This window comes from Rhodobacter sp. NTK016B, from assembly GCF_017303295.1.
In the GTDB taxonomy this organism is placed as follows: Bacteria; Pseudomonadota; Alphaproteobacteria; order Rhodobacterales; family Rhodobacteraceae; genus Pararhodobacter.
The window spans coordinates 212,415-225,269 of the sequence record NZ_JAFKOK010000009.1; the positions used below are offsets into that span (position 1 = coordinate 212,415).

Annotated in this window: 14 protein-coding genes; 11 read left to right on the plus strand and 3 right to left on the minus strand. The window is 66.5% G+C overall.

Annotated elements, in window-relative coordinates; translation table 11 throughout:
• Positions 1 to 4 precede the first annotated feature (4 nt).
• Together JI664_RS13690 and JI664_RS13695 are read right to left on the minus strand one after the other, a co-directional pair.
• Positions 5 to 961 carry a DMT family transporter gene (locus JI664_RS13690; protein WP_286174082.1) on the minus strand — a complete coding sequence of 319 codons (957 nt, stop codon included), beginning with the start codon at positions 959 to 961 and terminating at the stop codon, positions 5 to 7.
• Positions 958 to 1,827: a LysR family transcriptional regulator gene (locus JI664_RS13695; RefSeq protein ID WP_211201696.1), complete on the minus strand. Its 870-nt coding sequence runs from the start codon at positions 1,825 to 1,827 to the stop codon at positions 958 to 960. Before JI664_RS13695 ends, JI664_RS13690 begins: the two co-directional genes overlap by 4 nt.
• A gap of 184 nt (positions 1,828 to 2,011) precedes the next feature.
• On the opposite strand from JI664_RS13695, the gene pncA reads away from it, so the two are divergent.
• The gene (gene pncA / locus JI664_RS13700) at positions 2,012 to 2,620 is read left to right on the plus strand and encodes a bifunctional nicotinamidase/pyrazinamidase (protein WP_207014314.1); all 609 of its coding nucleotides are present in this window, start codon (positions 2,012 to 2,014) and stop codon (positions 2,618 to 2,620) included.
• Here pncA and JI664_RS13705 read toward each other — a convergent pair whose 3' ends face one another.
• The gene (locus JI664_RS13705) at positions 2,621 to 3,358 is read right to left on the minus strand and encodes an SDR family oxidoreductase (RefSeq protein ID WP_207014315.1); all 738 of its coding nucleotides are present in this window, start codon (positions 3,356 to 3,358) and stop codon (positions 2,621 to 2,623) included.
• An 87-nt stretch (positions 3,359 to 3,445) separates the two neighbouring features.
• Here JI664_RS13705 and JI664_RS13710 point away from each other — a divergent pair, with 87 nt between their 5' ends.
• The 10 genes from JI664_RS13710 (at position 3,446) to JI664_RS13755 (ending at position 12,735) form a co-directional block, all read left to right on the plus strand.
• Positions 3,446 to 3,928 carry a DUF523 domain-containing protein gene (locus JI664_RS13710; protein ID WP_207014316.1) on the plus strand — a complete coding sequence of 161 codons (483 nt, stop codon included), beginning with the start codon at positions 3,446 to 3,448 and terminating at the stop codon, positions 3,926 to 3,928.
• Between the two features lie 116 nt (positions 3,929 to 4,044).
• Positions 4,045 to 4,296 carry a membrane protein insertion efficiency factor YidD gene (yidD, locus tag JI664_RS13715; RefSeq protein WP_286174097.1) on the plus strand — a complete coding sequence of 84 codons (252 nt, stop codon included), beginning with the start codon at positions 4,045 to 4,047 and terminating at the stop codon, positions 4,294 to 4,296.
• A gap of 113 nt (positions 4,297 to 4,409) precedes the next feature.
• The gene (gene ttcA, locus JI664_RS13720) at positions 4,410 to 5,333 is read left to right on the plus strand and encodes a tRNA 2-thiocytidine(32) synthetase TtcA (RefSeq protein ID WP_207014339.1); all 924 of its coding nucleotides are present in this window, start codon (positions 4,410 to 4,412) and stop codon (positions 5,331 to 5,333) included.
• Between the two features lie 84 nt (positions 5,334 to 5,417).
• Positions 5,418 to 6,968: a bifunctional diguanylate cyclase/phosphodiesterase gene (locus tag JI664_RS13725; RefSeq protein ID WP_207014318.1), complete on the plus strand. Its 1,551-nt coding sequence runs from the start codon at positions 5,418 to 5,420 to the stop codon at positions 6,966 to 6,968.
• A 479-nt stretch (positions 6,969 to 7,447) separates the two neighbouring features.
• Positions 7,448 to 9,262: a membrane protein insertase YidC gene (gene yidC, locus JI664_RS13730; RefSeq protein ID WP_207014319.1), complete on the plus strand. Its 1,815-nt coding sequence runs from the start codon at positions 7,448 to 7,450 to the stop codon at positions 9,260 to 9,262.
• A complete protein-coding gene (locus tag JI664_RS24160; RefSeq protein ID WP_207014320.1) occupies positions 9,259 to 10,020 on the plus strand; it encodes an MOSC domain-containing protein in 762 nt (253 codons plus the stop codon). Before yidC ends, JI664_RS24160 begins: the two co-directional genes overlap by 4 nt.
• On the plus strand, positions 10,017 to 10,670 hold the full coding sequence (yihA, locus tag JI664_RS13740; protein WP_207014321.1) for a ribosome biogenesis GTP-binding protein YihA/YsxC: 654 nt from the start codon (positions 10,017 to 10,019) through the stop codon (positions 10,668 to 10,670). The genes JI664_RS24160 and yihA overlap by 4 nt, the downstream gene beginning before the upstream one ends.
• A gap of 4 nt (positions 10,671 to 10,674) precedes the next feature.
• Complete coding sequence (gene argB / locus JI664_RS13745; protein WP_207014322.1) at positions 10,675 to 11,586, plus strand: acetylglutamate kinase; 912 nt, start codon at positions 10,675 to 10,677, stop codon at positions 11,584 to 11,586.
• A complete protein-coding gene (locus tag JI664_RS13750; RefSeq protein ID WP_207014323.1) occupies positions 11,573 to 12,232 on the plus strand; it encodes a ferredoxin in 660 nt (219 codons plus the stop codon). Before argB ends, JI664_RS13750 begins: the two co-directional genes overlap by 14 nt.
• On the plus strand, positions 12,229 to 12,735 hold the full coding sequence (locus JI664_RS13755; RefSeq protein WP_207014324.1) for a SixA phosphatase family protein: 507 nt from the start codon (positions 12,229 to 12,231) through the stop codon (positions 12,733 to 12,735). The genes JI664_RS13750 and JI664_RS13755 overlap by 4 nt, the downstream gene beginning before the upstream one ends.
• Positions 12,736 to 12,855 lie beyond the last annotated feature (120 nt).

Here is a 12,855-nt window from a genome sequence, read left to right on the forward strand (position 1 = left end):
CGTCTCAATCCGCGCGCAGCAGAACCAGAAGTGCCACCGCGATCAGCCCGATCCCCGGCAGCACGATCGCGCCGGGAATGCGGTGGCCCAGCCCCAGCTCCCACAGGATCACCCAGACGGGCGTGCCATAGGTATAGGCCATCACCCGCGACGCGGGCAGGCGCTGCGCGGCGAACTGCATCGCCGAGCCCGCCAGCGCGGTCGCGAAAACAACCAGATAGGCCAGCACCAGCCAGACCCGCCCGGGCAGCGCCAGCCAGTCGGTCGCGGCGATCTCGCGCCAGCCATAGGCCGCGAACAGGATGAACCCGGCCAGCGTCATCAGCGAGGCGGTGACGAAGGCGCTTTCCCCGCGATTCAGCCGTTTCAGCGCCGGCGCATAAAAGGCGTGCAGCACGCAGCCCAGGAAATAAAGCTGCTCACCCGGTCCGACCTCGAACCGGGCCATCGCCGTCCAGTCGCCGCGAAAGATCACCCAGGCTGCGCCCGCCGCTCCGATGGCCAGCGCGCCTGCCACGCGCGGCAACAGCCTCTGGCCCAGAAGCGGCACGGCGATCAGCGCGGTCATCAGTGGCGTCAGGGTAAAGATCGCCCCCGCCTGTACCGGATCGGCAGTCTTCAGCGCCTCGAACATCAGGACGAAATAGCCGCCATAGAACATCGCCAGAACCGCGTAGCGCCAAGGTGCGCGCAGGTCCTCGCGGGTGAAGCCGCGCGCGCCATTGCGCCCGGCGGCGGGCAAAAGCACCACCATCACCGCCAGCACCATCGAGGCCAGCAGAAACCGCACCGAGGTCAGCGCAACCGGGGCAATGTCATTGGCCACCAGCGCACCCAGACTGAACGACCCCGAGACGGCAGCGGAAAAGCCCAGCATGGCGGCATGTCCGCGCAGCGCCTGCTGGCGGCCGCGCATCGCGGCATAGCCGGGCTTGGGATCGGCTTCGGTGGTCGCGGTCATTCCTTGAACGCCTGCTTGATGACCGAAACCGCAGCCTGCACCTTGGACGTGCGGTGCAGATCGACATGCGTGACCAGCCAGAGGGTGAATTCCCATTCCGGGCGCGTCGGCATGACCTGCACAAGGTCATCGGCGCCGTCCTCGCCATAGAGAAAACCCATGCCCAGCCCGTCGACAATCGCCGCGCGGCGGGCCTCGGCCTCGTTCGAGCGAAACACGACATGCGGCGCGGGGTCGAGATGCGAGAACCATTGCGCGAAAGGCGCGCGGCTGTCGTCGAGCTCTTCGGCCACGAAGCGGTGATCTTTCAGATCCGAGATATCGCCGGGCCGCCCGTAGCGTTCCAGATAGTCGGGGCTGGCAAACAGCGAGACCGGGCAGTGCATCAACGGCTGCACAACATTGTCGGGCTCGGTCGGACGGTTGCCCGCGCGCAACGCCACATGGGCTTCGCCGTATTCCAGCCGCAGCACGCGCCGCTCGGTCTTCACCCGCAGCACCAGATCCGGATAGGTCCGGTTGAGCGTGGTCAGCGCCGGGCGCAGCAGCGGCACAAGGCCCGGCAGCGTGGTGATGACCAGATCCCCCTCGATCCCCGAGCCGACGCCCGTCAGCCGCGTGCCAAGCTGGGCGAATTGCTCGTCGGTGACGCGCCCGACCTGAGCCAGCGCGTTCCCCGCTTCGGTCGGCGTGTAACCCCGCGCGTGACGCTGGAACAGTTTGACGCCCAGCCGCGCCTCAAGCGCGTCGATATGGCGGATGACGGTCGCATGGTGAACGCCCAGAACCTCCGCCGCGCCGCTGACGGTGCCCGCGCGGGCAACCTGCCACGCGGTACGGATTTCATCCCAGGATTCGATGCTCATCGGGCCAGTCTCTTGCGAAGTCGCGGGCATCTTGGGCGCGGATGACAGGGGGTGCAACCGGATTTACCGAAGACCGGCGCCGCGCGCGCCGCGCTAGGATCCTCATGGCGCCATCGCCTTGACGCCGCAGCGCAGAGCGCCTCTTATCGCAGCCATTCGACCGGCATGAACCGACGGAGGCCCCATGCATAACGACACGCACGCCCTGATCGTCATCGACGTCCAGAACGATTTCTGCCCCGATGGCGCGCTTGCTGTCAGCGACGGTGACGCGGTCATCGCACCGATCAACGCAATGATGGACGATTTCGCCGTGACCGTGCTGACGCAGGACTGGCACCCCGCCGATCACGCGTCTTTCGCCGCCAATCATCCGGGCGCCGAGCCCTTTTCGCTGACCGAGATGCCCTATGGCCCGCAAGTGCTGTGGCCCACCCATTGCGTCCAGGGCAGCGCTGGCGCGGCTTTCCACGCAGCACTGCGCACCGATCCCGCCGACCTGATCATCCGCAAGGGGTTTCGACCGGCGATCGACAGCTATTCGGCCTTTTTCGAGAACGACAAGACCACGCCGACCGGGCTGGACGGCTACCTGCGCACGCGCGGGATCGAGGCGCTGACGCTCGCGGGCCTCGCCACCGATTATTGCGTTGCCTTCTCGGCGCTCGACGCGGCGAAGCTGGGCTATGACGTCAGCGTGCGGCTCGATGCCTGCCGCGCCATCGACCTCGACGGCTCGCTGGCCTCGGCGCTTGAGCAGATGCGCGCGGCGGGCGTGGCGCTCATCGAGTGATTACCGCCCACCGCTCACTTCCATCACCGCGCCGGTGACATAAGACGCAGCCGAGCTGCACAGCCACAGGATCATCTCGGCTACCTCGTCGGGACGCCCGGGACGCCCCAACGCGGCCAGATGCCCCAGCGCCTGCGCGCGGTCGGGGCGCCCGCCGCTGGCATGGATATCGGTGTCGATCAGGCCGGGACGCACCGCGTTCACACGCACCCCCTGCCCCGCCAGTTCCTTGGCCAGCCCCAGCGCGAGCGTCTCGACCCCGGCCTTCGCCGCGGCGTAATCCACGTATTCCCCGCCCGCGCCCAGCCGCGCCGCGGTCGACGAGACCAGCACCATCGCTGCCCCCTCACGCCCGGCAAGCCGCCGCGCCGCCTCGCGTGCCGTGAACAGCGCGCCAAGCAGGTTCACCTCGATCACCCGCTTCAACCGGCCGGTATCGGCCCCGGCCAGCGGCGACGCGGGCGCGACGATTCCCGCATTGACCACCACCGCCTCAAGACCGCCCAGCGCCTGTTCGGCCCGCTCGAACAGGGCCGCGACCGCGTCCGGATCGCTCACATCGCCCGGCTGCGCCACGGCGCGGGCGCCGGTAGATCTGATTTCGGCCAGCAGCGCTTCTGCCGCCGCGTCATCCCCGCGATAGCCCAGCGCAAGATCCCAGCCGCGCGCCGCCGCCATCAGCGCCGTTGCCCGGCCGATCCCGCGCGTGCCGCCGGTAATCAGCATCCGTTTGCGCATCGCTCCCTCCGCTTTTGCGAAGGCTATCGCCGCGCCGATGCAGGGTCCATCTTTACCAACCGCGTGGCGGGGCTTACCCTGTTGCGCATGTCTCGCATCCTTGTCAGCGCCTGTCTGCTGGGCGCGCCGGTCCGCTATGACGGACGCGCCAAAACCCTGAGCGGATCGCTCATCGAAAACTGGCGCGCCACGGATCGCCTCGTGTCGCTCTGCCCCGAGGTTTCCGCCGGGCTTGCCACGCCGCGCCGCCCCGCCGAGATCGAGCCGGGCGCCTCCGCCGCCGAGGTTCTCGACGGCACCGCCCGCGTGCTGACCGATACCGGCGAGGACGTCACGGCCTATTTCGTGCGCGGCGCTCAGATCGCGCTCGACACCGCGAAGGCGCGCGATTGCCATGTCGCGCTGCTGACCGATGCCAGCCCGTCCTGCGGCAGCCGCTGGGTCTATTCGGGCCATCATGACGGCAGCCGGCAGACCGGGCGCGGCGTGGTCAGCGAATTGCTCGAACGCAACGGCATCCGCGTCTTCAGCCCGCGCGATATCGCCGCATTGGCCAGCGCGCTGGCCTGACCGATCTTGCGCATCGCGCCCGCTGCGCCCATCTGTGCCGGGTATCGAAAGGCTCCGCCGTGTCATCGCCCAACCAGCCCCCCCGCCCCGATCCGCGCCACGCACCCGCCGCGTGGCTGGTCTCGCTGCCGGTGCGCGCCTACCGGCTGCTGCTCAGCCCGTGGGTGGGGCATGGCTGCCGCTTTCAGCCGACCTGCTCGGCCTATGCGATGGAGGCGCTGTCGATGCATGGCGCCGTCAAGGGCGGGTGGCTGACGCTGAGGCGCCTCGCCGCGTGCCATCCATGGGGCCGTCAGGGCTATGACCCGGTGCCGGGGGCCGATCCCGACTGGGACGCCCGGCATCGCTGCGGCCACGATCACCACTGAGCCCCCCGCCAGACTCGCGCCAGACCCGCACCAGACCCGCGCTTCTTGACCTGTCGGGGCCAAAGCCACTATGGCACGCGGTCAGGAGGGCCCAGCCCATGCGCGACGATCCCATGCTCGACCAAGACCGACCCGAACCCGGTGACGATATCCACGCGCTGTTTCACGGCGCGCCGAAATCGACCGAGTTCCGCAAACTGCGCAAACGGCTGGTCCAGCAGGTGCGCGAGGCGACCGAAACCTTTGGCATGATCCGCCCCGGCGACAAGTGGCTTGTCTGCCTGTCGGGCGGCAAGGACAGCTACACGCTGCTCGCCATCCTGCACGAATTGCAATGGCGCGGCCTGCTGCCGGTCGAATTGCTGGCCTGCAATCTCGATCAGGGGCAGCCCGGCTTTCCCGCGACCGTTCTGCCCGAGTTCCTGACGAAAATGGGCGTGCCGCACCGGATCGAGTATCAGGACACCTATTCCATCGTCGTCGACAAGGTCCCCAAGGGGCGCACCTATTGCGCGCTCTGCTCGCGGCTGCGGCGCGGCAATCTTTACCGGATCGCGCGCGAGGAAGGCTGCACCTCGGTCGTGCTGGGCCATCACCGCGACGACATGCTGGAAACCTTCTTCATGAACCTGTTCCACGGCGGGCGGCTGGCGACGATGCCCCCCAAGCTGCTGAACGAGGACGGCGATCTGACGGTGCTGCGGCCGCTGGCCTTCGTCGCCGAGGCCGATTGCGAGAAATTCGCCCGTGACATGAACTACCCGGTGATTCCCTGCGATCTGTGCGGCTCGCAGGACGGGCTGCAACGCCAGCAGGTCAAAGGCATCCTGGATGAATGGGAGCGCCGTACGCCGGGCCGTCGCAACGTGATGTTCAAGGCGCTGATGAACGCACGGCCCTCGCATCTGGTCGACCCGAAACTATTTGATTTCGCAGGGCTTTGGCCGAGTGACGACGCACAGACGCCTTCGGCCGATACGGCAGCCCCGAGCCTGGAAAATAGCGCGAATTCGGGCGAAATTCCCCGTCTGCGTTAAACTTTCCGTTACCTCGCGCAACCAGTTTGTGAGCGCCGACATCGGATCGGCACGGACAAGCGGATCGACGCGCGGATGAAGACGATGGAACATCGCTGGCTCTATCGACACGCAAGCCTTCCGGGCCTGTGGATGTTGGTGCTGGTTCCTGTGCTGACGCTCACCACCGTGCTGGGCGGGATGCCGGGCTGGGCCTGGTGGGTGATCCTGGGCTTGCAGGCCGCGCTGCTCTGGGCGGCGTTCCGCCTGTTGCAGCGGCCTGACGTGACGGACACGGCAAGCGGCGGCGCCCACATCAATCTGCGTGACCGCGCGACTGTGGTCGCGACCCTGCAAAACCAGCAGACCGGCCCCACCTGCGCGGCCGCGCTGGCGGTCCGGCTCGACGAAGCCGAACGCCTCAGCCGCCAGCTGGGGCAGACCCGCTATGCCGCGCTGCTCGACATGCTCACCGTCCGTCTCGGCGCGGTCCTGCGCGCGCAGGATCAGTTCTGCCCGCTGGTCGATGACGGGTTCGGGATCGCCTTGGGTGATGTGACGCGCGGGCTCGATACCGGCAACGTGCTGTCGGTCTGCCAGCGGATCCGCACGCAGCTGGGCGAACCGCTGACAATCGGCGGGGTCGCGCTCTGGCCCAGCGTGTCGATCGGCTACTGCGTTTCCCCCCGCGCGGCGATGCTCAACGGTCTCGATATGCTGCAGGCCTCCGAAACCGCCGCACGCAAGGCCCTGAATGCCGGCCCCGGCGCCGTTGTCAGCTACTCGGTCGTGGACTTTCCCGCATCGCTCAACGGCAAACGCGTTGACGAATTGCGCCGCGCGATGGAGACGGGCGAGATCCGCGCGCATTTCCAGCCTCAGATCCGCACCGACACCGGGGCGGTCAGCGGGCTTGAGGCGCTTGCGCGCTGGCATCACCCCACCTCCGGGGTGCTGCCCCCGGGGGAATTCCTGCCACAGATCGAAGCCGCCGGCCTGTCGGGCAAACTGGCCGAGCTGATGCTGCGCGAGGCCCTCGTCACCCTGACAAGTTTGCAGGCCGCGGGTCATGACGTGCCACAGGTGTCGATCAATTACTCGGCCGAGGATCTGCGCAATCCCCGGCTGGCGGATGAAATCGCGTGGGAACTCGACCGCTTCGACCTGTCCCCCGAACGCCTGAGCATCGAGATTCTGGAAAACGTCGTGACGAATGGCGATGACGACGCTGCCGTGCACACGATTGCCCGGCTGGCGACGATGGGATGCGGCATCGATCTGGACGATTTCGGCACCGGCCACGCGTCGATCGCCAATATCCGCCGCTTCGCCGTGAGCCGCATCAAGATCGATCGCAGTTTCGTCACCAACCTTCATGTGGACGAAGATCAGTGCCGCATGGTCGCAGCGATCCTGTCGATGGCCCGGCAGCTCGGGCATGGGACGCTTGCCGAAGGGGTCGAGCATCCGGGTGAACAGGTGAAGCTGGCGCAGATGGGCTGCGAGTACCTGCAAGGCTTCGCCATCGCCCGCCCGATGCCCGCCTCGGACCTGCCCTCGTGGCTGAAAGCCCACCACACAGCGCTGGAACGGGGCGAACCCTGGGTCGAAGACGCCCCGCACACCGCCGCCCCGCCGGGCCACGCTGCGCAGTAAGGCCAGAAAACGCGGCTCGCGCGGCGCCCGATGCGACCATCCGTCGCGAAGGCGATCGTCCGTCGGACAGGAAACCCGGTCTTCTACTCTACCAAAAGACCCGATGACCCAGGCCATCGCCTCGCAGCCCCAAATGTGGCCGTCCCACGCCTGCGAACGGCAAGACGCACCCGTCCATCATCGCCCGATTTCGTCCCTCGGTGGCGCCCCACCGCGTGATGTTACGCGAAACACCAGCCCAGCGACCCCACATCGCGCGGCCTTTCGCCAAGGCATCCCGGGGCCGGAAACGCCCCCGCCCGCGACAGCCAAATGCCTGACACAGCGCCGCAAAGACCCCGTGCGCGGCCCTGAATCCCCCTGCAAATCCCGGTGTGCGACGGGCGCGGACAGGGGAATCCGCTTGACCTTTGGGAGCAAGGTCTGTTGAACCGGCGCTGCACAAACACGCGTCCCGAAAGGTCTAGCGGAATCCCCTGATGGAAGATCAAACCAAGAACCTGATCCTCGCCTTCGCCCTGAGCCTCGCGGTCATCATGGGATGGTTCGCCCTTTTCCCGCCGCCCGAGCCACAGCCCGGTGAAACCGTTGCCGAAAGCGAACTGGTCCCCCCACCCGCGCAGAACGTGCCCGCCGACAGCGACGCGACACTGGCCGAACCGCTGGAGCAGACGCCGCGCATCGTCATCGACACGCCGCATCTGACCGGCTCGATCGCGCTGATCGGCGGCCGTTTCGACGACATGCAGCTGCGCGACTATACCGAAACGCTGGATCCCAACAGCGAGCCGGTGCACCTGCTCAATCCCAATGGCGGCACGCGCCACCCGTTCTACGCGCTTTATGGCTGGACGCCGCGCGGCGGCCTGTCCTACGAACAGGTACCCGGCCCCGCGACTGAATGGCGTCAGATCGGCGACAACGCGCTGACCGAGGAAAACCCGATCACGCTGGAATGGGACAATGGCGAAGGCCTGATTTTCACCCGCACGATCAGCGTCGATAACCAATTCATGTTCACCGTCGAGCAATCGGTTGAGAACACCACCGACACGGCGATCTCGCTGGACCCGTATTCGATACTCGCCCAGCACGGCGTCCCCGAGGATATGCAGCGCTTCTTCATCTCGCATGAGGGCCTTGTGCAGATGACCGATGGCGCTCTGCTCGAAGCCGATTACAGCGATATGGAGGATTACCAGGTCAGCGACCGCGAGCGGATCCCCACGCTGAGCACGAGCGCCGAGAACAACGCCTGGATCGGGTTTACCTCGAAATACTTCATGGCCACGCTGGTCGGCACGCCCGGTCAGGGCATGACCTCGGTCGCGCAATTCGTGCCCGGCGCCGGTATCTATCAGGCCAGCCTGCGCCAGCCCGCGATTACCGTCGAACCCGGTCAGACGGCCTCGTCCAGCTCGATGCTGTTCACCGGCGCGAAGGAATTCGACGTTCTCAACGCCTATGAGAACAACACGCATATCGAGCGTTTCACCGATGCGATCGACTGGGGCTGGTTCTTTTTCCTGACCCGCCCGATCTTCCGCGTGCTGAACTTCTATCACGGCATCATCGGCAATATGGGGTGGGCAATTCTGGCCCTGACGCTGACGCTTAAGGCCATCCTGCTGCCGCTGGCGTGGAAATCCTACGTCTCGATGGCGCGGATGAAGGAACTTCAGCCCGAGATGCAGAAGATCAAGGAGCGCGCGGGCGACGACCGCCAGAAGCTGCAACAAGAGATGATGCAGCTCTACCGCGAACGAAAGGTCAATCCGGCCGCGGGCTGTTTGCCGCTGCTGTTGCAGATCCCGATCTTCTTCTCGCTCTACAAGGTGATCTTCGTCACCATCGAATTGCGACATGCACCGTGGATCGGGGTGTTCAACGATCTGTCGGCGCCCGATCCCACGTCGCTTTACAACCTGTTCGGCCTGCTGCCCTGGGCGGCGCCCGATCCCGGCACGATGATGGCGACGATCTTCCTTGGCGCGCTGCCGCTGATGTTCGGCACCTCGATGTGGTTCCAGATGCGCCTGAACCCGGCGCCGGCGGACGCGATGCAGGCGACGATCTTCAACTGGATGCCGTGGATCTTCATGTTCGTGATGGGCGGCTTCGCTTCGGGCCTGCTGATCTACTGGATCGGCAACAACATCATCACGTTCATCCAGCAATACTCGATCATGACGGCGCATGGATCGCGGCCCGACCTGTTCGGCAACATCCGATCCTCGTTCAAACGCAACAAGGCGGCGAACAAGGACGCGAAACCAAGCGGCAAGGCGAAGTGAGCACGCCTCGTCTCGCGCATATCGTCCGCCACCCGGTGAAATCGCTGGGCTGGCAGACGCTGGAAAGGGCGGTCCTGTCTCAGGGCCGCCCGCTCCCGTTTGACCGGATTTTTGCCGTCGCGACCGAGGCCGCCAAGTTCGACGGCGCGCCCGAGGGCTGGCAGTCCAAGCTGAATTTCATGCGCGGCGCGGCCGAGGGCAGCCTGATGGCGATCCGCGCCGAGTTTGACGAGACCCGGTCGCACCTGGTCCTGACCCATCCCGATCTGCCCGCTTTCGAAGGCACGCTGCCCGATGACGGCGCGGCGCTGATCGCGTGGCTGAGCCCCTTATGGCCCGCAAACCGCCCCGCCCCGCGCGGTCTGGTCGCGCGTCAGGACGGGGGCGATCTGACCGACCGCCCCGGCGGACGCGTGTCGCTGATGAACCTTGCCTCGCTCAAAGCGCTGGGGGACCGGATGGGCATGGACCTGTCGATCCACCGCTTCCGGGGCAATCTGTGGCTCGAAGGGCTCGCGCCGTGGCAGGAATTCGACCTTGTGGGCCACGAGTTGCGTATCGGTCAGACCCGCCTGCGTGTCGATGCCCCGATCACCCGCTGCGTCGCCACGACCTTTGACCCGCTGACCGGCGCACAGGACGGCGACACGCTGGCCGCGCTGGAATTCGGATGGAATCACCGCGACCTCGGCGCGCTGGCCCGCGTGATCGACGGCGGCGAGATCGCAATCGGAGACCCGGTGGAGATCCTGACATGACCATGCTGCCCTTCCCCGAAGCCCCGCATCCCACGCCCGAAGACACCGAAGACGGGCGCAAGCTGTTTGCCGGGCCGGTCGATTTCGTCAAAGGCGTGGTCGCGATGTCGGGCCTGCCGCCCGCCGACCGGCTGGAGATCTGCTTTGCCGGGCGTTCGAATGTCGGCAAGTCGAGCCTTATCAACGCGCTGACCGGCCGCAAGGCGCTGGCGCGGACCTCGAACACGCCGGGCCGCACGCAGGAAATCAACTATTTCGACGTGGGCGAGAAACTCTATCTCGTCGACCTGCCCGGCTATGGCTTCGCCGAGGCGCCGGTCGCCGTCGTGCGTCAATGGCAGGCGCTGCTGAAAAGCTACCTGTCGGGCCGCGCCACCCTGCGCCGCGCCTTCGTTCTGATCGACATGCGCCACGGCATCAAGAAGGTGGACGAAGAGATCCTCGACCTTCTCAACAAGGCTGCCGTGACCTTTCAGGTCGTGCTGACCAAGGCCGACAAGATCAGCGTCGCCCAGCGGGAAAAGACGCTTGAACAGGTCCGCAAGGCTTTGTCCAAGCACCCCGCCGCCTATCCCGAGCTGCTTGTCACCTCGTCGGAAAAGGGCGAGGGTATCGCGACGCTTCGCGCCATCATCGCCACTATGCAGTAACGCCATGAGAAACCAGAACATGAATCGTGACTGGACCGCCATCGCCCGCACCCTTTCGGAAGCCCTGCCCTATCTGCAGCGATTCTCGGGCGCTGTCGTCGTCGTGAAGTTCGGCGGCAACGCCATGGGCGATGCCGAGGACATGGCCGAATTCGCCCGCGACGTCGTGCTGATGCGGCAGGTCGGGCTGAACCCGATCGTCGTGCATGGCGGCGGGCCGATGATCAACGACATGCTCTCGAAACTGGGCATCAAGTCGGAATTCGTGCGCGGCAAGCGCGTCACCGATCAGGCCACCGTCGAGGTGGTCGAGATGGTGCTCACGGGCCTTGTGAACAAGCGCATCGTGCAGGCGATCATGGATGAAGGCGGCCGCGCTGTCGGTCTGTCGGGCAAAGATGACGACCTCATGGTCTGCGAGGCCGACGATCCCGAACTGGGCTTCGTGGGCCGCCCGGTCGAAATGAACGTGCAGGTGCTGCGCGACCTGTTCAAAGCGGGCATCATCCCCGTCGTGGCCCCGGTCGCCACCGGGATGAGCGCGCTCGAAACCTTCAACGTCAACGGCGACACCGCCGCCGGTGCCATCGCCGGGGCGCTGAAAGCCGACCGCCTGCTTCTGCTGACCGACGTGTCGGGCGTGAAGGACAAGGACGGCAATGTCGTGACCGAGATGCATCCCGATCAGGTGCGCAGCATGATCGCCGACGGCTCGATCGCCGGCGGTATGATCCCCAAGACCGAAACCGCCCTCAAGGCGATCGAGGATGGTGTGCGCGCGGTGGTGATCCTTGACGGACGGGTGCGCAATGCCTGCCTGCTCGAGCTTTTCACCGAGCACGGCGCGGGCTCGATGATCCGCGCCACCCCGCCGCGGGTGACGCCGCGCACCAGCGACGGCGATGCCGACGCCTGATCGCGCGCCGGCGCTGCTTTCCGCGCTCGGCGCAAACGGGCTGGTGGCGCTCGCCGCCACCGCGCCCGATCCCGCCTTCTGCCCGCCCGATAGCTGCGCGCTGGTGCTGATCGGCCCGCAGGGCGGCGATGCGTTCTGGGCACGCGTCACCGCTTCCGCCGAATGGCACGACGGCGCCCCCGATCCGATCGACCGCTGGTCCGCGCGCATCCTCGGCGGGCTGGCGGCACGCTTCGGCGGCACGGCGTTGTTTCCCTCGGATGGCCCGCCCTGGCCCCCGTTTTTCGGCTGGGCGCTGGCCTCGGGCGCGCTGTGGCAAAGCCCGGTGGGGATGCTGGTCCATGCCGATCAGGGCCTCTGGGTGTCGTTTCGTGGCGCCTTGGCTCTGCCCTTAGACATCCCCCTGCCCCCGGCTGCCAATCCCTGCGACAGCTGCGTGACGCGGCCCTGCATCACCGCCTGCCCGGTCGAGGCCCTCTCGCCCACGGCCTATGACGTGCCGCGCTGTCACGCTTTTCTCGACCGGCCCGAGGGTCACGACTGCCTGTCGCGCGGTTGCGCCGCGCGCCGCGCTTGCCCCGCCTCCGAAAGCCATGCAAGACTGGACGCTCAATCCGCCTATCACATGAGCAGGTTCCACCGATGATGAAGCGTCTGATCCTGACCCGCCACGCAAAGTCCAGCTGGGACGACCCGACCATGGCCGACAAGGATCGCCCGCTCAATGCGCGCGGACAGGCCGCCGCGGCGGATCTGGGCCAGTGGCTGGCCTCGCGCGGCGATATCCCCGACGAGGTTCTCTGCTCGGATGCCGCGCGCACCCGCGAAACATGGGACGGCATCGCCGCCGCGCTCGAAACCGAGCCCCGGCTGGTGCTGAAACCCGCGCTGTATCAGGCCAGCGCCGACGTGATGCTGGCGGTGCTGCGCCACGCGACGGGCTCGACGGTGATGATGATCGGACACAATCCCGGCATCTCGGAATTCGCCGAACGCATCGTCGCGCAGCCGCCCGCGAATGCCGAGTTCCACCGCTATCCGACCGGCTCCACACTGGTTGTCAGCTTCGAGACCGATGACTGGAAACAGATCGACTGGCATCAGGGATCTGCGCGCGACTTCATCGTCCCGCGCGAACTGACCGCCTGAGGCAGCCAAAAACACCGCTGCTTTCGACACAAAGCCTTACCCATCCCGGTAAGGCTTTGTTCACTTCTGGCGCATCTTTAATCCGGAAATATCCTCGGGGGGTGAATTTGCCGTAAGGCA

Coding starts and splice junctions, on each gene's coding strand:
- JI664_RS13690 (WP_286174082.1), bottom strand. CDS start 961: ATGACCGCGACCACCGAAGCCGATCCCAAGCCCGGCTATGCCGCGATG.
- JI664_RS13755 (WP_207014324.1), top strand. CDS start 12,229: ATGATGAAGCGTCTGATCCTGACCCGCCACGCAAAGTCCAGCTGGGAC.
- JI664_RS13750 (WP_207014323.1), top strand. CDS start 11,573: ATGCCGACGCCTGATCGCGCGCCGGCGCTGCTTTCCGCGCTCGGCGCA.
- JI664_RS13695 (WP_211201696.1), bottom strand. CDS start 1,827: ATGAGCATCGAATCCTGGGATGAAATCCGTACCGCGTGGCAGGTTGCC.
- yidC (WP_207014319.1), top strand. CDS start 7,448: ATGGAAGATCAAACCAAGAACCTGATCCTCGCCTTCGCCCTGAGCCTC.
- JI664_RS13710 (WP_207014316.1), top strand. CDS start 3,446: ATGTCTCGCATCCTTGTCAGCGCCTGTCTGCTGGGCGCGCCGGTCCGC.
- argB (WP_207014322.1), top strand. CDS start 10,675: ATGAGAAACCAGAACATGAATCGTGACTGGACCGCCATCGCCCGCACC.
- pncA (WP_207014314.1), top strand. CDS start 2,012: ATGCATAACGACACGCACGCCCTGATCGTCATCGACGTCCAGAACGAT.
- JI664_RS13725 (WP_207014318.1), top strand. CDS start 5,418: ATGGAACATCGCTGGCTCTATCGACACGCAAGCCTTCCGGGCCTGTGG.
- yihA (WP_207014321.1), top strand. CDS start 10,017: ATGACCATGCTGCCCTTCCCCGAAGCCCCGCATCCCACGCCCGAAGAC.
- ttcA (WP_207014339.1), top strand. CDS start 4,410: ATGCTCGACCAAGACCGACCCGAACCCGGTGACGATATCCACGCGCTG.
- JI664_RS13705 (WP_207014315.1), bottom strand. CDS start 3,358: ATGCGCAAACGGATGCTGATTACCGGCGGCACGCGCGGGATCGGCCGG.